Here is a 19,747-nt window from a genome sequence, read left to right on the forward strand (position 1 = left end):
CAAGTTGTAAAAGATTAATTTTATGACAACACAGAGCCTCATTTCTACTTTATTAGTGGAAATGAGGCTCTTGCGTAAACAATAAAAGTGACATAATGGGGTGAAGGAAGGGACATAGCATTTTATAGCTTTTGGGACATCCCCGGATGTTTGATGCTTAGCACTACCTTTTTCTTTAATACCTCTGCAGCAACTCGAATCTGTTCTGCCTGCGTCACGGCCGAAATCACCGCTACACCATCGGCACCCGCACCTACTACTTCCCCCACACGGTCTACCGTAATGCCACCGATCCCGACGATGGGCAGATCAATTCCTGCTTTGCGCATCTCATGCAAAATGGCTGGACCCTGCACCGCATGAGCATCATCCTTTGAGATGGTGGGATAGATGGGGCCGACGCCGAGATAGTCCGCACCATGCAGGATGGCCCGGCGTGCTTCCTCAATCGTATGGGCGGAGACGCCAAGGATTCGGTTTCCGATTCGGGCGCGCACAGAATCAGCCGATTCATCGTCCTGACCGATGTGAACACCGTCGGCGTTGAGCTCAAGAGCCAGCTCCACATCGTCATTGACGATAAAAGGGATACCAGCGTGGTGGCACACATCTTGTAGCTGACGCGCAAGTTCGAGCATAGGAACCCCTGTTAACGCGCTACGGCCCTTTTCCCGGAACTGGATCATGGTGGTGCCGCCAGCAAGAGCCTCCTGCACGACCCGATTTGGTTCCGCGTGGCAGTTCACGCTTCCAACAACCAGATACATCTGTAAATGCCGCCGCATGATCTCAGGTAATATTCGGCCGCTCATTGGAGTATCTCCTGACGACGGCGGTAGGCCCAATGATTGGTTGGACCGTGTCCCTGGCCCAGATACAACGTATCCTCAATCGCCGCCTGAATGAAGGCTCTTCCATTCAAAATAGCTTCCGGTACAGACACGCCTTTCCCTAATTCAGCGGTAATCGCTGCTGAGAACGTACATCCTGTTCCGTGTGTGTGGACAGTTCGCACCCGCTTGCCGCCCAGCTCGGTGAAGGCTGTTCCGTCAAAGAGCAGGTCAACAACTTGGCCGCTGTTTTCGCTCTCCTCATCATGGCCGCCTTTGATCACAACGAACTTGGGTCCTAGGCTGCTAATATGTCTCGCAGCTTCGCGGCGATCCTTCATCGTACGAATGCTTATCCCGGTTAAGGCTTCCGCTTCCGGGATATTTGGTGTGACGACCAAGGCCAAGGGGAGCAGGTCGTCGTTCAAAGCCTGCACCGCTTCCGGTTGCAACAGCTTTGCGCCCCCTTTGGCAATCATTACAGGATCGACGACAACCTTTTCCCAGCCGAACTTTCGAATCTGCTCGGCCACAAGGCGGATGATGCCCGCGTCAAACAGCATGCCAGTCTTCAGGGCATCGACTCCAAGATCTGATCCTACAGCTTCGATTTGCTGCGCTGTTGCTTCCTGTGGCAACGGATATACACCGTGAACTCCCAAGGTATTTTGTACCGTAATGGCTGTAATAGCCGACATGCCGTATACGCCAAGCTCCTGGAAGGTTTTGAGATCGGCTTGAATTCCAGCTCCGCCGCCGCTGTCTGAACCGGCAATCGTCAGCGCTCTCGGTACATGCACGTCTCTCATCGCGCACCACCTGTTGTAGTTGTTCCAGCTTCACGGATCGTGACATGCCCCTCCAGCGAACCAGTATGTAGTTTGGCAAGCTCGTCGAGAAAGGCAATCTGGAAGCTGCCTGGCCCCAGTTTTGCGGTATGTGCTGCGGCTCGGGAAGCTGCTGCACCGTAAAATGCCAAACCTGCTGTACCTGCGAGCAGCAGGTTGGGTTCAATTGCTGCAAACGCACCCAACACAGAGGTCAGCAGGCAGCCTGTTCCGGTTACCTTCGTAAGCAGCGCGTCTCCGCCACTAATCAATCGTACTTCGACCCCATCGGTGATGACGTCCTCTTTTCCAGTGATGACAACCATGGTATGGAGCGTTTGTGCAGCCCGAACTGCCAGATCGACATTACTGCTGTCAGCACTGTTGCCTGCATCTACCCCTTTAATCTCTCGGACTTCTCCGATTAGATGGGCGACTTCGGCTGCATTGCCTCGCACTAGTGAGATTTTTACTTCTTTTAGGATCCGCAGTGCTGACTCGGTTCTAAAGCTCGTCGCTCCCGCACCAACCGGATCCAGCAGAACTGGAACACCATGAGCATTCGCTGATTGTCCAGCAATGATCATGGCATCTACCAGCTCGCGGTTCAGCGTACCGATATTTAACACGACGGCGCCCGCTATTTTTGCCATATCTGCTACTTCCTCGGGTGCATAAGCCATCACCGGGGAAGCGCCCAGCGCATACAGGCCGTTGGCTGTAAAGTTGGTGACCACCACATTGGTTATATTATGAACGAGGGGGTTGCTATTTTGTACCTTTGTCAGGAGATCCGAATAACTTTGTTCCCATATACTCATCATGTTTACCCTCTCTCATCTCTACTGATTATTCCAAGACCGTAGCGCGCATCTGGACGGGCCATTGTTCCTGCTTATAAGCCATATCCCAGAACATATATTCCAGCTGGCAGCTTAGCATAAAATGCTCAATCATCCGAGCTTGCTCGGCAGCCGTGGCGACATTCGCCCAAGCATCCACACGCTCGCGATATTTGGATGTTACATCTTCAATCTGGTTTCCATAGAAACAAATCCATTCATAGAATGGATGAGACTCGTCCGGTCTTACCTCATCCATTAGCCTGCGCCCAATCTCAAGATATGTCCATGGACATGGCAGCAGCACGGCCATGATTTCTCCAAGACTACCTTCATGTGCGACTGTCAGCATATGGCGGATATAATGATGAGCGGACGGAGCGAGTGCATATCCCTGCATCTCTTCATAGGTGACACCTGCGATAGCACAAAAGTTTTGATGTGGATGAACCTCGCTGTTGAGAATAAAAGAGATCTGTTCGTTAAATACAGCCATATCCTCCCGGCTTGTGCTTTTGGAGATCGCGATGCCGTAAATCCGCATGTAGGCGTTCAAATATTCAAAGTCTTGTTTTACATAGTGAATCAGCTGCTCCCTTGTTAAATTTCCTTCAGCAATACCTCTCACAAAGGGATGCTCATAAATGGCTTGAAAAATGCCATCCGCCTGCCGACGAAGTTCTTGCGAAAAACTCATTTCCCCACCTCCAATAAAAATGGAGAACAAGAAGTCCCGTAAGATACAATTCTCGGAACAACGCCAAAAAGCCGCCCCGAAAACTGGAGCGGCTTCAACATAGGTTCAATGCGCAAAAAACGCTTGAAACCTTATATACGAAGGCTCCACTTTCCTACGCTAGTACGAACTAGATCAGGTTCAAAGGGTCCAAGATTCATTCTTGTCTCAGCCATAGTGGCTCCCCTAGTGGACTTTCCTATTCTTTTGACTAATACTGTACATTCGTTCCTAGGTTATGTCAAACTGCTTTGATTCCGGTCAAGGATTAATGAGGGTGCTGGATTACACTTTCCACGGCTTTGACCCTTACATATTCCGGTTTCCACATCGCATCCCGAATGGCTTGTTCAATATCTGAAATGTGTGCCTGAGCTACCTGATCCTGAATTGCAGCCTTCGCTACCGCAACCGCAACCGCGAACGAAACATCACGTAATTTTCGGATATGGGGCAGCAGTGCACCGCCAAGTTCATTCGAATCTACGGCGTTGGCAACGGCATCAGCTGCTGCGGTAAACATAGAAGGGGTAATTCTTTTGGCCTTGACCACAATTGCGCCCAGACCTAGCCCCGGGAAGACAAAGGCATTATTCGCCTGTCCAATTTCAAACTTCGTACCGTTATAGGTGACGGGCTCAAAGGGACTTCCGGTAGCAATCAATGCTTTGCCATCAGTCCATCGTATCAAATCTTCGGGTACCGCTTCAGCAAGGTTGGTAGGATTAGACATGGGCATAATGATCGGTCGTTCCACATGCTTTGCCATTTCCTTGATAATCTCTTCAGAAAAGGCACCCGCTACACCGGAAGTTCCAATCAAGATTGTGGGTTTTACCTGACGGATGACCTCCAGCAACGGTATTTTATCATCTTCCGATCGGGCCCATGAGCTGATTTCTTCCTTTTTACGCACATATGGTTTCTGATAATCCAGTACATCTTCCATATCGTCTGTTAACAGCCCGCGATAATCATAGGCCCAAAATGCCTTGAATGAATCTTCTTCAGGAAGCCCGTCCTCGATCATTGCACCCCGTATTTGGTCGGCGTTACCGATTCCTGCTGCCCCTGGACCAAAGACAAGTATTTTTTGTTCACGTAGCGGAGTTTTAGTGACACCTACCGCCGAAACAATCGCAGCTAATGTCACTGCTCCTGTGCCCTGGATATCATCATTGAAGGTGAGAATGTTTTGACCGTACTTCCCTATAATGTGTCGTGCGTTCACGCTACCCACATCCTCCCAATGCAAAAGCGCCTTCGGGAATTGTGTTAACGTTTTGCTGATAAAGGTATCAATAAATTGATTATAGGCTTCCCCGCGAACTCGTTTGTGCCGGTTTCCGATATACAGGGGATCATTCAGCAGCTTCTCGTTATTCGTGCCGACATCCAGTACAATGGGCAGCACCCGCCCGGGGTGAATGCCTGCCGCAGCTGTATATACAGCGAGTTTGCCAATAGCAATGTTAATTCCCCCGACACCCCAGTCACCAATCCCCAAAATACTTTCCGAATCCGTCACGACGATCAGGTCAACATCCTCACTACTCAAACCGGTATTATAAAACGCCTGTCCAATACCGTTCGGATTATCTATCGATAAATATACGCCCCCAGGGCGGTTGTACTCATGGCTGTATTCTTGAATGGCGGTTCCTACAGTCGGTGTGTAGACTACGGGCAGCATTTCACTCAAATGGTCGGTTAGCAGTCGATAGTAGAGTACGATATTTCGATTGTGAAGGTCGTTAAGTGAGGCATTTTTACGCAGCATGGTGGGTTGTGCCAAGAATTGCTGATATGCCCGAACGCTCTGTTTCTCCAATGAAAGGACAGTGGGAGGAAGAATTCCTTCCAGGCCCAGTTCTTTGCGTTCTTCTTCTGTAAATGCCACTCCTTTGTTCAAAAGAGGGTTTGCTAGCACGTCCTTTCCTCGTAAGGGAGTAGATAATGACCCATCACGATTGACATGGAATGCTTCCATAAAAAGACCTTCTTTCCCTGTATTTTGATAATTATTCATGATGAAAGATGACATGTTGTCCATAGTATGGACATGCAAATTGGTTTTATTCTTCTATTTATCTATGACAAAAAGACCATATATATATCTTCTTATTAATCTTATAGAACTAATTTTAGTTTCGGATTCATCTTGTAATTCGCATGTTTATAGTCCTAATGAATCAGGTCGAAATACTCTGTCTTTATCAAATATGAAAATAGATTTTTCTTCTCTTAAATGTTTATATATCAAGGGATGTGAGCTATTTTGTTAAGAAAATATGAAGTATTTGGACATTAATTTAATCTTGCTAAGCAAACATTTTTAATTCTTTTTCAACAAAATAGAATTATTCGGAGGAAAAGGAGAGGTTTGTGTGCAGGGACCTATAGCCATTTTTAGCGATAACAACAGGGCTATTGATTATCCCAATGTGATTTGTTTTTACCAATATATACAGTGCGAGGACACGGAGACCGCTTCAGTCTACGAGGATGCATGTTGCTGCCTGATTGATTATAGGGAGCCGGGGCAAGCCGTGCGGAAAGCTAATCAGATCCGTAGCCAATTTCCGCAAATGCCATTGCTATTGGTGACGGATGTAACCTTTCCGTTCAGTGATCAGCATATGGTGCAAATTATCGGAGTAGGCCGATTGCGTCTGCTATTTTGGCAAGCCAATGATACCGAAGAAATCATTTCTGAAATACAAAGCTTGCTCTATCCCGAGTATTCGACCAAAAGCCAACATGTTGCATTCATCTTATCTGTATATAACGAAGAGAAACGTTTTGTTCATGTCAAAACCTTTGCTGAGCGACTGCAAACCTTTATCCGCAGCCATATTATAGAGGGTTCGATTTATCTCATTGATGATGGTAGTCACGATGGCACGAATGCCTTGATTAAAGCGCTGGAGGCGGCAACGGACTTGTCCGTAAACCGGATTAACCAGAACCTGAGTCCGCTGCTTCAAACAAGGGAATTGGGACGCAATACGCGCAAGGCAGGGACGTATCTCGAAGGAATGCGGACCATCGGTGCGGATTACTACGTATTTGTGGACGCGGACGATTCCTTTTTTATTGAGGACATTGCCAGAATGATTAATGTTGTTCAGCAGGGCTACTATGATGTTGTGATTGGAACCAAAGATATGACCGCCGAGAATCGCTCTTTATTGCGATCTATCGTCAGCTTTGGCAAAAGGGTCGTTTCTCGCCCCTTTTTACCAACAGGTGTGGTAGATTCCCAGACGGGTCTTAAAGTGATGAGTTCGGTTGCCGTGAAGCGGATGTTTCCACATTTGAAGGAACAACTCGGACTGGCGCTGGATCTGGAGATGATGTTTATTGCCAAGCGACTTCAGCTCCGTGTGCTGCAATTACCCGTCAAATGCATTGACCGAGATGGCTCACACATTCATGTCTGGAAAGATTCCATTCGTTTTTTGCGCTCTATCATTGAGATTTGGCGACTGGATCGGCGGGTGAGATAACCACGTGAACAACCGACTGCGTTCGTTGATGTTTCCCCTCTTTAATGTGCTGCTTAACGGATTTAATTTTTTCTTCCACATTGCAGCGAGCTGGTATCTTACCGGACAAGCCTATGGTCAGGCGAACGCGCTGCTGGCCCTCTTTGCACTGCTGTCCGTTTTGGGCTTATCCATCCAGCTATTAACCGCCAAGCTGGTATCCAAGGGTGACAAGAAGCTTCCGCTACGCAGCTTACCGCTCGGTTCTCTATTACTAAAAGCACCTCTAGTGCTAACTGTGCTTGCCATGATCATTTTACTTTCCGTTCATCCGTTGCTGCGCTCGCTATTGGGTGTTGAGTCTGGCCCGCTGTTCATGCTGTATGCCTTGATCGGATTGCATATTCTGGTGAGTTCATGCCGCGGAGATTTACAGGGTAGGGAACGCATGCTAGCGCTCAATGTGAATTATTACATTGAGGTATTAGGGAAACTAAGCCTGTTTTTTGTCCTGGCCGCACTAGGTTTAAAGCTGGAAGCGTTACTGTTGGCAAGTTGCGGAGGAATGTTGCTGTCGCTGCTTCACGGCTGGATCGTTTCGGCTCGTGGCTTATCCTTATCTACACACAGTGGAGAACGTATCCCTTCTGGGCTATGGAAGTCGCTAGGTCAGGATTTTACCGATAGCCTTATGACGAATTTATTCATTCTATTTTGTATCTCCATCGACATGTTGTATGTACAGCATTACTTTCCCGAGCAAGCCAGCAGCTATGCCATTGCGCTGAAGTACAGCCAATTGGTCTATTACGTTTCCTACAGCCTGATCGCGGCCTTTATTCCCAAGATCGGTGCGCAGGGGCATGACCGCCAGGCTTTGGGCAAGTTAATTGCCATCTATGCTGGGTTAATGGCTGTTGCTGCGCTGTGTGTATATGTGGGCACGACCTTTGTGTTCCCAACGTCTATTCCCATATTATTCGGAGCTTCTTACCAGTCAGCTGAGGTCTATATTCCATGGGGGGGTTGGGTGTACTGGCTATTTTCCATCGTGATGTTTTTTGTGCATGTGCACGTATTGGTGGGCAGACGCAAATTTATATTTAGTCTGGTAGCAGGAGCAGCTGTTTTAGTAGCAGCCTTTCATATGGCTCACACAGACCCAGTAGATTTTTTGCTGTCAGAGTCCATTGTTTATGGGGCACTGTCTCTCTATTTTGTGATAGATGCCTATATATATTTATTCAAAATAAAGATAAGGGGGGATTCACCCCATGAATACCATACTTGAACAGAACGGTAAAACCGTCGTTCTATTGCTTTCCTGGCGTGACATTCGTTCTCCGAAAAGCGGGGGAGCAGAAATTTTCACCCATGAAATGCTGAAACGCACACAGCAAGGCCGTTTTCAGTTCATTCATTTCTCACCCCAATTTGAGGGGATGCCTGAGCATGAAGTCATTGATGGTATTACGTATATTCGAAAAGGAAACATATACAGTGTTATTTATTATGCGATGCGCTATTACCGTCTTCATCGGCAGCAGATTGACTATGTAATTAATCAGGCGAATACGCATCAGTTCTTTACCCGATTTTGGGTGGAGGCCTCCAAGCGGATCTTTTTCATACACCAGCTAACAAGGGAAATATGGTATGAAAATGCTCGATTTCCGCTAAATATGATTGGATTTCATATGGAGCCCCTGATGCTTAAGCTGGCTCGGAAGGATCGGACGCTCACCGTATCCCCGTCTACCCGGTATGATCTGCTTAAGCTGGGCTTTCACCCGGATCGTGTTCACCTTTTACCGGAAGGCATTGAGTTTGATCATTGGCCGCGTGAACAATTTTTAATGAAGGAGTCTAACCCGACCTTTATGTATGCCGGACGCTTCGTTAAATATAAAGGCATTGATCTGGTCGTTGAAGCCTTTGGGCAGCTCAAGGAAAAGTTCCCCCAGGCTATGTTATGGATTGCTGGAAAAACCGATAAAACCTATGTGACAGAACAATTATTACCGATTATAGAGCGGTATGAATTGACATACGGAGAACCGGATGAACAAGGACAATCCCAAGCCGATATTACCTTTTACGGATTTGTTTCAGCAGAGCATAAGCTGGAGCTGATGAGTCGTGCCCATGCGCTTGTGTTTCCCTCCCTGCGTGAAGGCTGGGGGTTAACGATTACGGAAGCGGCAGCCGTTGGAACACCCAGTATTGTCAGCAATTCACCCGGTCTGGTGGATGCGACGGATTTCGGAAAAAGCGGATATTTATGCTTTCACGGTGATATTCGGGGATTATCTGAACAAATGGAAAGAGCAGCAAAGGGTGGCGAAGATTACATGGCCATCCGTGAGCGAGCGTATCAATATGCGCTAAGATTCCATTTTGATCATACAGCTGCCGCGTTTGAGCAGTTGATGGAGAATTGGGCAGAGGAGGCGGAACAGAGTGGACAAAGTGGTCATTCTCTTCTCCACGTACAACAATGAACGTACGATAGAGCCTTGTTTGCGAAGCTGTTTAGGGCAAAATTACAAGGATCTGCATATTGTAGTTGCTGATGATGGCTCCGATGACCGGACGGTTGAGACGATTCGTATGCTGTCAGCAGGAAGTTCGGTACCCGTAACGATACTAGAGCTTCCTCATGGAGAGCGGGGAGTTGCGAGGGTCAGGGCGGTTGAGGAAGCGAAACACTTGGGGGCTGAATACATATTTGTATTGGATTCCGATATGATTTTAGCCGAACATCTGATTCAGCAGAGCATCGACTTTTTTGACAATCATCAAGATATTGGCGCCTTGGTTGTTCCAGAGGAGGCATATTCGGAAGCAAATAATTTTTTTTCCAAAGTGAAAGTTTTCGAGCGGAATGTCATTAACAACGCGGGAGAGACCTTGGGAAAACGCTCCATTGAAGCAGCACGCTTCTGGCGAATGAGCGCTTATGAATCGACAGGCGGATTTAATGCGGAGCAGATTGCTTTTGAAGAAATACAGCCGACCTTGCGCTATATAGAGTCTGGCGGAGTCATTCGCCGGGCGGTTTTTACACGAGTATATCATGACGAAAAACAGGTATATCTGCAGGATGTATTACGTAAAAAAGCCTACTACTTCTCGGTAATGGATCGTACAATGTCATCTGAAGAGGGCGGATTGCGAAAGGCGTTGGAACGTTGGTACTTCTTCCGTCCGGTGTTGTATACATGGGGGAATGTGAAAAACTACATCCGCCATCCGCTGCTGACGGCGGGGATGTTGTGGATGTATACCTGCCTGACTGTGATTGGGGTAGCCGCCATGTTAAAGGGCGGCACCCGTCACTCAGGCGATCTCGCTAAGGCGGATAAGGCGTAACGATGAATGACCGAGGGTCAGCGTATCCAGCGAGTACAAGTCGGGATCGGAAGATTCCGGCTCCTCATACGGTATATATAATGAATGCGGAGTTAACTGAATACCTTCACCGTCAGGATGACGCAGTGAGCAGCCGACAGGATACAGCTCAGCAAGTGCAATGTGTACGGCAGTTACGATATCTTGATCATTCAGCAGTACATACGGTCGGTACGGAGCATTCAAAATGCTGTTTATAAATACCGATAGGTCAGATGCGACGTTCTGGTTTGCATACAGGCTGTTTCGATTGAGCCTAGCCTGATCAAGCGCCTCATACAGTATCTTTTTTAGCGTATCATCATCCAGCTCCAGCGGTTTCGTTAGAAAACGGAACACGCCGACTTGATTAATGGCCGATAAAATAGACTGCGTATGCAGGTGACCAGATAAAATGATGCGTACGATATGCGGATAATCCTTCTTAATCATACGAAGGAACGTAATTCCGTCCAAACCAGGCATAAGCAGATCAGAAACGACTACATCAATCGGATACTTTTCCAGCACTTGCAGGGCTTCTTTAGGCGTGTGAGCGGTATGTAAGGTGAAGGTTTCTTGCATCAATGTCCGTTCAAGCAGGGACAGAACCATTGGACTGTCGTCAACAAATAGAATGTTTTGGGGTGTCATAAGAACTGCGCAACTCCAATCAGGAAGTAAGAAATGAGGAACTACATGTATAATATCAGCGTTTTGGCATTTTTGAAAGATGTCAGTACAGAACGGGCGTTGCGTCTTTTTTGTGAACGATTTGATTCGGCTGAACATGCGCTCTGGGAAAAAGGGATGCGTCTTCTTCACGAATATCATGCTGCGCGACATACAGGGGTGACCTTGGCTGTCTCCAGCGCACTTCAGCATATGGACGACCGTCATGATATTTACGTTGTTGATTTGCGAGCATACAGCGAGGAAGATTTGGATCGCCTGTATATCGCAAAAACATGCGAGTTGATTCTGCTGACGGACGGGGCAACGGAAACCGCTGCGAGGTTTGCCGCACTCCAGCGTCGCACTCCCCGGTTGCTATGCGCGCGTCTACCGCTGGTCAGCTACGAGCTGGAATGCCTGATGCAAGCAATTTTGAGCCGTCTTGAACAAAATGGAGGGGACAGGGCATGAAGCAATGGGCTTTGTTGAGACCAAGCTGGCAAAAGCTGATCCTGTACCTGATCGTCCTGTGTGTGACCGTGTTCTTGGCCGCTGTGCTACAATGGTTTGTCATGCGGCAATTCAGCGGTCAGTTGGCGGAGATTCAGAATGAGCAGCTCCAGTACGAGGTACAGGAACTGTCTGGCAGCATAACGGAGCGTTATGCCGCATGGCAGGCTGAACTGAAAGAGCTGTCGTCCAGTCTGGGCAGAGAGATACTGAATCAGGGAACACGCCAGTATGCTGAGGGGTTTAAGCGTGAAAGCGGGTCTTTTTATGTGCTGGATGAACAGTATCATGTGATGGCCGGACGTGACAATCGTGAGATGAAGAGTGCAGTCCAGCAGATTAAGTGGCTGCAAAATGGTTGTGCGATAAGCTCTTTTGTGACTGAGGATCATCAGCCTGCCCAGTACATAGCGTGCAGGATTCAAGGGGCGCAGACGGGCGGTTTTATGGTGCGTACGGTTGACGCTGAGATGCTTAGTGGAATTATTAAAAGTAAGCCGGTGAATCAGCATGATACTTTATTTTATAACGGTCAATTCAAGATCGTAGCTTCCCGAAATACTCCGGATATCAACCGGACGGACATCACGGGTGTAACCCGTAAGCTGCTGGAGGGCAATACGGGTATCGTTGAAGATCGTGGAGAGAAATACGGAATAGGATTCAGCCGCATTGGGGAAGAGGCCCTTTACATATCGGTTAAGGATATTAGTCAGGACACTGCCCAGCGAATTAGCTCCTTTCGCAAACAGTTGTGGATGGTGATGGCTCTAATACTCATGATTCTGTGGGCCATGCTCATCCAGTTCCGCAAACGGATTGTGAAAGATGCCATCGTGAACAATCAAGTGCGTGACCAGCGGCGGGATGAAGATATGCGACAGCAGCAGGACACGTATTATTTGCCGTTAATGCAGACGATTGAGCAGCAGCTGCAAGAGCTGCAAGAACAGACTAGCCGTCTCACGGGCGGCGATGATTTAAAGCTGTTGGGATTTTACCAAGATCTAGCCAACCGCTTTGAAGTGGCTTCCAGTCAGGGAAAAGGAGCATCTCATGAGGAACTGGAGTATTTCCGCGAGCTGAATGAAAATTTCATCCAGGGCCGTCTCAGACAGGAATCCTCACTTGGAGAGTTACTGACAGGTGTCCGTAGCTTACGTGATGAGCTGGAAGAGAAAATGCATGATAATAGTGGAATTAGCTTCACGGATATGAACGAGGTATTGTCCGAATCACTGAAATGGGCGAACCGTTCGCTGAATATGAAGCACATTCAAGTGATCATGCGGCAAGAGCCAGTTCCATCCATTGCAGCACAAGCACCTATGCTGTACAAAACGATTCAGGGGTTGCTGGAAAATGCAGTAGAGGCCATGAACCGAGATGGAGAGCAGCTGGAGGAGCAGGAACGGGGCCGAACGGGCCTGCGGTCCAAACGGCAATCTCATATGCTTAAGGTTAGCTCACGCCTGGAAGAAGCTGAAATTATGATTATCATTGAAGACACTGGCGGCGGGATTGATGATAAGATGCGTTGGAGTTATTTCCAGCCGGATTATTCTCAAAATGCACAGGAGCATACGTTCAGCCTGTATCATATGGATGCATATCTGAAGACTATAGGTGGTCGCTTAAAGCTGCGTAATACCGATCAGGGATTGCAGGCCATCGTTCATTTGAGAAGATAGGTCCTAGATAACCAACAGATACACAAGAAGTTCAAGAGAGGGGGACAAGCATGAAAAAGTGGATATTTCGCTATCGCTACGATATGGCGGCAATCATATGGATGCTGGTTGCGATCGTTGCGTATCTTGCCCCCATCTATGGACCAGGCCAAATCGTGTTCAGTGACATCGCCTTTGGAGCCACCTCTCATCGGTATCTGGAGGAAATAACCGGGGTATGGAACGAACGATGGTCTACCTCGACTCTGTTCAATGCTCCACGCATTCTGTACATCTTGCCTTTCTATGGACTTTCATTATTATTTGACGAAAGCGGTCCGGTTTTGCTCAAGTCGTTTATCACAGGCTTGTTATTTGTTTCGGCTTTTTCGATGTATGCCTTTGCCAAGCGACTGGTCAGCGTGTATTATTCACCAAGCTTTACGAAAACCCGTATTTTTGCCATTGTGGTGGGTTCGTTGTTTTATGCACTGAATCCGTGGGTTATTTTTCGCATCCAGCATATTTATTTGCTTTGTGGCTATAGTTTGTTTCCGTTAATGCTGCGATTTTTTTTCAGTGCGGTGGACCCCAAGTTTCAAATTCAACAAATTAAAAACTATCATCCCCATAAATTGTATCAGCGGAACTGGATTGACCTGTTCCTGCTGGCTGCAGTATTCACCGTGAGTGCTGCGGCCATTCATTATTTTTTCTTTGGGATGATTTATTTGGGATTGTTCACCATGTTGCTCCTGCTCAAACTGACCTGGACCCATCGTAAGGCAGGGCGCGCCTATTTACAGCCCTTATACGGTAATTTTTTACGTAAAGGCATGATTTTTGGCGTGTTTTTCGGTCTGCTCAGTTTTTATTGGTTGTCCCTGTATGTAGGCAGCATGTTGATGGACGCTCAAGCGTCTCAGCATAATATCAACGTCGTGGATACGTTGTCTCTATTCAGCCGTAACAGCAGTTTATATAATGTGGGTTATTTACTGAGCTATTGGTGGCCCATGTTCTCGTTTTCCTCGCTGCCTGCGATGTTTTATGTAGGTGGGGGATTCTTGTTGCTTTTGATCGGGTACGCGATGGTGACACGTTCACATAAAAATCCGATCATTCTGATCTTTTCGCTCCTTACGCTGTTATTTATGGTTGCAGCGACTGGAACGACATTTCCGTCCATTGCCAAGTGGTTTGTCATTCTGGTTACGAAAACCCCTGTGATTGGTTCGGTTTTCCGTGATCCTAACAAATTTATTGGACTGCTCTCCCTTAATTTCGGCGTGTTGCTGACCTTTGGCGTCATTCAATGTATGGAATGGTTTGGATCATCACCGCTACAGCGTGGCTATAAAAAGCTGGCGGTTGTTATCGTCGTTTTGTGCCTGGGCGTGTATTTGGCTCCCTTGCGTACGCAGTTCATTGAGGGGTATTACAAGCCGGTACAAGTGCCGGAGGCTTATAGTCAAATGGCTGAAAAGCTGACTGACTCAGATCGTTTTGACAGCAAGGCACTGTATTTTCCAATTGCTGATAATATGATTCAAAGCTATAACGGCGTAGCGACGCCCAAATGGAATAAAGGAAAGACGGCAACCGAGAAGGCGACTGGAGATTTTCAGGTATACTCTTCTCCTAAAAATACGATCTTTCATCATGAAGGCAATGATCCCGGTATTACATACTATATGAATTTTCTGCAGTATGTTATGGACAACGGATTAAGCTCGCGATTAGGCTGGCTATTCTCTACTTTTGGGGTCAACCAGTTGGTCTACCATGACGAATATGAGGGACAGGAGAAGCGGCAGGATTTCCACCTGTCTCAGCTGGAAGGTCAGACCGGGTTGAAACGTACGTATAAGAACGACTTATTTTCCATATTCAATCTTGATCAGGCACCGCCCTATATGAATATTCTTGCAAGTAAAATTGTGACACCTTACGGATTTAGCCGGCTGGAGAGCTATAGTCATTTGCCTGGTTTTGATTTCAGCCGTTTTGGAGTGCTGTTCAGCGCGTTGAAGCCTGAGCTAAACACCATTCAGACGGTCAACAAGGGGGATTATGTGGAGGCAGCCTCCTTCAATGACTTGCTGTTGTCACAGCTCCCGGCAGAGGATTACTTGCGGCCTTTTGATGCGATTGAGGATGGCAATGCTTTTCTGAAATGGTCCAAAACTTTTGCATCAACCAACGATTGGTTGTGGTATTTATCCTCCCAAAATATACGGAACTTCCCGTTTGATATGGAGATGGATGCAGGGATTGCAGTCACCTTCGCCAGTAAGAAGCTGGATGTAGCACCGTATCAGATGAGCAGCATTGAAGGGAATACGGTGCTGGATTTTGACTCTATGCTGAGAACGGAAACCTTTTTCAAGCCTGATAATCCGCAGTTGTTCAGTGTGCAGGCTAACCCCCGAGAGGAATCAAACGATGTGCCGACTCTGCATGGCGAGATTATGAAGGGAGATCCGAGTAATATATGGCAGGTCGCCAGATCTGGATTGCTAGAAGCCAAGGAAAATAATCCATATCAGTTCCACATCACCGTTTCTGGTCGTGGGACGAACAAAATGCATGTAAAAATGAGGTTTTATGATAAGCAAATGCGTGAGCTGGGGGTCAGCTATGTTGTGGCACCTTCAGAGGGCTATAATTTTGACAGTGTAAAATTTTACGGGGAATACGTTTCACCACCTGGTAGCTATTGGATGCGAATGGATTTGTTAACCCTCCAGCGTCCGCAGCAAAAAAATTACTGGTGGATTCACGATATTCAGCTGCGTGATTTGGGGCAATACAGTAAGCCTAACACGTTTACGATGCATAAAAAGATGGACCAGCCTCAAACCTCGCATGTATATGCTAGAGTGTTCATGAATAAGGCAGGCGGGAAATTGCAAGTCACACTGCCGGATGGAGTGACTAACATCAAGACCCATGATGAGGGATTAAACCAATTCCAATGGGTCGATCTGGGAGAACATGTTTTTCCAAAAGGAGATAACCCAGTCACGGTTAATAACCTGCAAGGCTTTAATGCGGTCAATCAATTTGCGATTGTTCCTGTGGATCAACTAGATCGGTTATCCTTTCCGGTGGAGCAGGCATTGAAGCGGGGCAAGCTCTTTTTCACCTTGGAGGCAGAGAGCGATTTTAATGCCCAAGGGAATGTGCAGACGGAACGTGCGTTACCAAGACTTAGTATGGGACGGGGAATCAGTTACCAAAAAGGGGCGTTAAGCAGAGAGGTGGAAGTCGCCAAAACGGGAACCTATGCCACAGCAATTTTGGCTAATCTACCTGCCGGATACGAAGGATCATTAACAATGAAATGGAAGAATGAAGAGACTGGAGAGGTGCTGACCAGAACAATTCGTACGGGTGAGTCATATAAGCGGTTACCCGCTACCTCATTATCCGAAAAGCAGGTTATTGAAACGGTGCCCAATCAGGATGGTTTTGCCAAGAAAATCATACAAATTCCCGGTCTGCTGAACGACTATGGCCGAGTAGAGTTCAAAAATTTATTCTTAACCAAGGGAAAATATCGCTTAACCCTTGCCCTGGACAGTCAGGTGCCGTCATTGAGCCATTTTACAGATATTCATCGAATGGACGGGCAGGAAGTGACGGTAATGCCTGGGCAGGACACGAAGGAATCATTGGGCTCGGAAGTTGGATGTGTAGCAGATATTCGGCCTGGTCAGACGAATCTGTCCATCCAGGACAAAGAACTGTCTATCCGTTACGCACCCAGCTATTCCTGTGACTGGAATATTTATGCGTCCAAAAAAATGAAGGCAGAGCCGCTGCAAGAGTACGTGGTGCAGTTGGATGCGCGATCAGAACAAATTGGAAGTCGGCACATGAAGGTCATTTTCTTGAATAAAGCGTCCCAGATTCTTCAAACCTCCTATATTGATGAGGTAGAGGAGAGAGATAAGGAGCAATGGAATCATTATGATCAAATAGTGAAGGCTCCAGCAGGAACCGCCTTGATGCAGTTTCAGATATTGGCGCATGCGCACAAGAAGCAATCAGGCTTATTTCAAATGAGGCAATATTCCATCATCCCTTATCAAGCGATGATTATAGTGGATCAATTTACGCTGTTTGAGGGAACGGATATGGAAACCTTTTTTATGGCACCACACGCTTCGGAAAGCATTCAGGCTACTCGTGAAAATTCCATGGAACGCAGCTTTACACTATATAATCCAATACATCAGCAGGTGCTGATCCGGGAGACAGAATCACCCAATCCATTGTGGGAGTTCAGGCTGGGTAGCGAAAATCAGCGAGCACGTCTGTCTGTGAATGGAGTAACGACCGGATTCATAACGAATGGCAGCGGAAACGGTAAGGTTGTCATTATTCTGGCTTCAGCCTACCGTTTTGGCTGGGTATTGTTTGTCATAGGGATATTGGGTGGAGCAGCTTGTTTTCTTCCTTATCGGCGATGGACAAAGCGGAAGCTTCCATAAGAAGCAAGCTGCCCAGAGGGAACCAGACCGTTACTATACGGCTACATCTCGTATTTGTAGCCTCTGCCCCAAACGGTACGGATATGCTGAGGATTTTTAGGGTCACGTTCAATTTTTTTGCGGAGGCTGGAGATATGTACGTCGATGGTACGATCCAGATAAGCGCCATCGCCGCCTTTGACCCGATCCATCAATTCGCTACGGGTAAAAACTTTCCCTGGATTGCAGGACATCTCTTTTATAATAGAAAATTCGATGTGAGTAACTTCTATTTCCTGGTCATCGACCAACAGGCTATGACGGTAATCATTCACCCAGACTCTTACCTTTTTAAGCTTTTGGGTTATCGTTGGTGTCTCAGTGAGCATGTTGCTGCCACTGCGGCGCAGCAAGGCTTTGATGCGGGCGTTTAACTCTCTCAGACTGAAGGGCTTGCATAAAAAGTCATCCGCTCCGTCGTCTAGAGCCTTTATTCTTGTGTTCAGCAGGGTGTTATTAGAGATGACGAGCACAGGAACCGTAGTAAATTGGCGGATGTGGCTGATCAGCTCACATTCGACTTTACCGGAAAACATTAGCGCGGTCACAATAATGTCCGGCTTAAAGTGCATTAATGTAGGAATTGCGAGTTTACAATCATAGATTAGTTCGGTATGATAGCCTTCCTCTTGAAGATGAAGAGCAATCATATCAGCCAAACTTTTTTGACCTTCAATGATGAGTATTTTTGTAGGCATGACAGACATCTCCTGTACGGACAAAGATACAATTAACATTGCATAACTATGTATGTTCTACGATGTTACATACTTATGTATTCGGCAAAAGTACGAAAAGCAAACAGTCCTATAATGTAAGGAAAATATGAATTTAAAGGAAGAAGGTTGCATCTTTGCGAATGATTTTATTATCCGGAGGTTCGGGTAAACGACTATGGCCCTTATCCAATGTGAACCGCCCCAAGCAGTTTCTTTCCATCCTACGTCATGACGAGCGACCGGAAAGTATGCTGCAACGGATATGGAGACAGTTAGATGAAGCTGATTTGGCAGATCAAGCTTATTTTTCTACGAGTGGAACTCAGATCGAACTGATTCAGGGGCAAATTGGCGGAGACGCTGTGGTGATTGAGGAGCCGACTCAGCGGGATACCTTTCCGGCTATTTCCCTGGCTACGGCTTACTTGCATGATGTTGCAGGCGCATCACGCGACGAAATCGTAGGGGTCATGCCGGTGGATGGCTATGCGGGGGATGAATTTTTCGAGCATCTGCGCAGGCTTCCTTCGATATTAGAGCAATCAGGAAGCCATATCGCATTGATGGGGGCTGTTCCAACTGAGCCCTCGGACAAATATGGATATATTGTGCCTTCATCTCCTTTGTCTGACCAGGAATACTATAGAGTGAGTTCATTTGTAGAAAAGCCTGATCTGATTCGCTCCGAAGTATTGATCCGTGAAGGAGCGTTATGGAATTGCGGAGTGTTTGCTTTTAGAATCGGATTTTTATTGGATGTGCTGACGCAAATGGGTTTACCAGCCGATTATGAAACACTTTCGACAAATTACGCAGACTTGCCTAAAACCAGCTTTGATATTGCGGTAGTAGAACACACTCGTAAGCTCTCCGTGCTCCCATATCATGGAGAATGGAGAGATTTAGGAACATGGGATTCGTTGGTGCGGGAAGTGAGTTCAAAGCTGAGCGGTCCCGGATATATTTCAGAAGCATCACATGACTCGCATATCATCAATGAACTGGAGATTCCGGTCAGCATCTGGAATGTCCCAGACATTATTGTCGTTGCTGGACCGGATGGCGTGTTGGTTACGGATCGACAATCATCAACAGGAATTAAGGATATGGTGGCAGAAATTGAAATTGGGCCGCGTTTTGAGGAGCGCTTTTGGGGTAAGCAAACGGTCTTATCCCATCAACAAGCAGCAAGCGGGTTACAAACGGTCACCAAACGGGTTGTCATTTCGAAGGGGAGATTTATCAGCTATCATGAGCATCAGTTTCGAAAAGAGGTTTGGACCATCGTTTCAGGAACCGGAAGCGTCTGTATCAATGGGATGACACAGACCGTCAGCCCCGGTATGGTCATCGTTGTAGAACCTGGTACCAAGCATTTTATAGGAGCCGTAGAGGGAGATTTGGAATTCATTGAGTCACAAATCGGACATATCGTATCCGAAACGGATATTATCCGATATGAATTTCCCGATTGGATTGATGCTCGTACTGTATAAAGGTGCCTGTAATATAGGAACGAACG

The 19,747-nt window shown here is 47.1% G+C and carries 15 protein-coding genes and 1 riboswitch; of the genes, 8 read left to right on the top strand and 7 right to left on the bottom strand.

What is annotated here, in order from left to right; genetic code table 11:
* Nucleotides 1-122 precede the first annotated feature (122 nt).
* The 5 genes from thiE to BN1546_RS17180 all read right to left on the bottom strand — a co-directional run bounded on the left by thiE (nucleotide 123) and on the right by BN1546_RS17180 (nucleotide 5,225).
* The gene (gene thiE / locus BN1546_RS17160; protein ID WP_058830492.1) at nucleotides 123-812 is read right to left on the bottom strand and encodes a thiamine phosphate synthase; all 690 of its coding nucleotides are present in this window, start codon (nucleotides 810-812) and stop codon (nucleotides 123-125) included.
* Nucleotides 809-1,639 (bottom strand): bifunctional hydroxymethylpyrimidine kinase/phosphomethylpyrimidine kinase, encoded by an 831-nt coding sequence (thiD, locus tag BN1546_RS17165; RefSeq protein WP_058830493.1) that lies wholly within the window; start codon nucleotides 1,637-1,639, stop codon nucleotides 809-811. Before thiD ends, thiE begins: the two co-directional genes overlap by 4 nt.
* Entirely contained in the window at nucleotides 1,636-2,481 is an 846-nt protein-coding gene (gene thiM / locus BN1546_RS17170) for a hydroxyethylthiazole kinase (protein ID WP_058712323.1), read from the bottom strand. The genes thiD and thiM overlap by 4 nt, the downstream gene beginning before the upstream one ends.
* A 25-nt stretch (nucleotides 2,482-2,506) precedes the next feature.
* On the bottom strand, nucleotides 2,507-3,196 hold the full coding sequence (gene tenA / locus BN1546_RS17175; protein ID WP_058830494.1) for a thiaminase II: 690 nt from the start codon (nucleotides 3,194-3,196) through the stop codon (nucleotides 2,507-2,509).
* A gap of 134 nt (nucleotides 3,197-3,330) precedes the next feature.
* Nucleotides 3,331-3,433, bottom strand: a riboswitch (TPP riboswitch).
* Between the two features lie 70 nt (nucleotides 3,434-3,503).
* Complete coding sequence (locus tag BN1546_RS17180; protein ID WP_058830495.1) at nucleotides 3,504-5,225, bottom strand: NAD-dependent malic enzyme; 1,722 nt, start codon at nucleotides 5,223-5,225, stop codon at nucleotides 3,504-3,506.
* A 397-nt stretch (nucleotides 5,226-5,622) separates the two neighbouring features.
* On the opposite strand from BN1546_RS17180, the gene BN1546_RS17185 reads away from it, so the two are divergent.
* From BN1546_RS17185 to BN1546_RS17200, 4 genes are read left to right on the top strand one after another with little or no spacing between them, the layout of a single operon-like run.
* Nucleotides 5,623-6,744 carry a glycosyltransferase gene (locus tag BN1546_RS17185; RefSeq protein WP_013372731.1) on the top strand — a complete coding sequence of 374 codons (1,122 nt, stop codon included), beginning with the start codon at nucleotides 5,623-5,625 and terminating at the stop codon, nucleotides 6,742-6,744.
* Between the two features lie 4 nt (nucleotides 6,745-6,748).
* A complete protein-coding gene (locus tag BN1546_RS17190; protein WP_058830496.1) occupies nucleotides 6,749-8,014 on the top strand; it encodes a polysaccharide biosynthesis protein in 1,266 nt (421 codons plus the stop codon).
* Complete coding sequence (locus BN1546_RS17195) at nucleotides 7,998-9,224, top strand: glycosyltransferase family 4 protein (RefSeq protein WP_013372729.1); 1,227 nt, start codon at nucleotides 7,998-8,000, stop codon at nucleotides 9,222-9,224. Before BN1546_RS17190 ends, BN1546_RS17195 begins: the two co-directional genes overlap by 17 nt.
* Nucleotides 9,184-10,095 (top strand): glycosyltransferase family A protein, encoded by a 912-nt coding sequence (locus BN1546_RS17200; protein WP_013372728.1) that lies wholly within the window; start codon nucleotides 9,184-9,186, stop codon nucleotides 10,093-10,095. The genes BN1546_RS17195 and BN1546_RS17200 overlap by 41 nt, the downstream gene beginning before the upstream one ends.
* On the opposite strand, the gene BN1546_RS17205 is transcribed toward BN1546_RS17200, so the two are convergent.
* A complete protein-coding gene (locus BN1546_RS17205; RefSeq protein ID WP_013372727.1) occupies nucleotides 10,063-10,767 on the bottom strand; it encodes a response regulator in 705 nt (234 codons plus the stop codon). The genes BN1546_RS17200 and BN1546_RS17205 overlap by 33 nt on opposite strands.
* Nucleotides 10,768-10,812: 45 nt before the next feature.
* Here BN1546_RS17205 and BN1546_RS17210 point away from each other — a divergent pair, with 45 nt between their 5' ends.
* The 3 genes from BN1546_RS17210 to BN1546_RS17220 are packed head-to-tail and all read left to right on the top strand — an operon-like array spanning nucleotide 10,813 to nucleotide 17,467.
* Nucleotides 10,813-11,259 (top strand): hypothetical protein, encoded by a 447-nt coding sequence (locus BN1546_RS17210; RefSeq protein WP_013372726.1) that lies wholly within the window; start codon nucleotides 10,813-10,815, stop codon nucleotides 11,257-11,259.
* The gene (locus BN1546_RS17215; protein WP_090738408.1) at nucleotides 11,256-12,989 is read left to right on the top strand and encodes an ATP-binding protein; all 1,734 of its coding nucleotides are present in this window, start codon (nucleotides 11,256-11,258) and stop codon (nucleotides 12,987-12,989) included. Before BN1546_RS17210 ends, BN1546_RS17215 begins: the two co-directional genes overlap by 4 nt.
* Nucleotides 12,990-13,039: 50 nt before the next feature.
* A complete protein-coding gene (locus BN1546_RS17220; RefSeq protein ID WP_090738409.1) occupies nucleotides 13,040-17,467 on the top strand; it encodes a hypothetical protein in 4,428 nt (1,475 codons plus the stop codon).
* A gap of 41 nt (nucleotides 17,468-17,508) precedes the next feature.
* Here BN1546_RS17220 and BN1546_RS17225 read toward each other — a convergent pair whose 3' ends face one another.
* A complete protein-coding gene (locus BN1546_RS17225) occupies nucleotides 17,509-18,204 on the bottom strand; it encodes a response regulator transcription factor (protein WP_013372723.1) in 696 nt (231 codons plus the stop codon).
* A 161-nt stretch (nucleotides 18,205-18,365) separates the two neighbouring features.
* On the opposite strand from BN1546_RS17225, the gene BN1546_RS17230 reads away from it, so the two are divergent.
* Nucleotides 18,366-19,721: a sugar phosphate nucleotidyltransferase gene (locus tag BN1546_RS17230; protein ID WP_013372722.1), complete on the top strand. Its 1,356-nt coding sequence runs from the start codon at nucleotides 18,366-18,368 to the stop codon at nucleotides 19,719-19,721.
* The last annotated feature ends 26 nt before the right edge of the window (nucleotides 19,722-19,747 follow it).

This window comes from Paenibacillus sp. Mc5Re-14, from assembly GCF_001049835.1.
GTDB lineage: Bacteria > Bacillota > Bacilli > Paenibacillales > Paenibacillaceae > Paenibacillus > Paenibacillus polymyxa_C.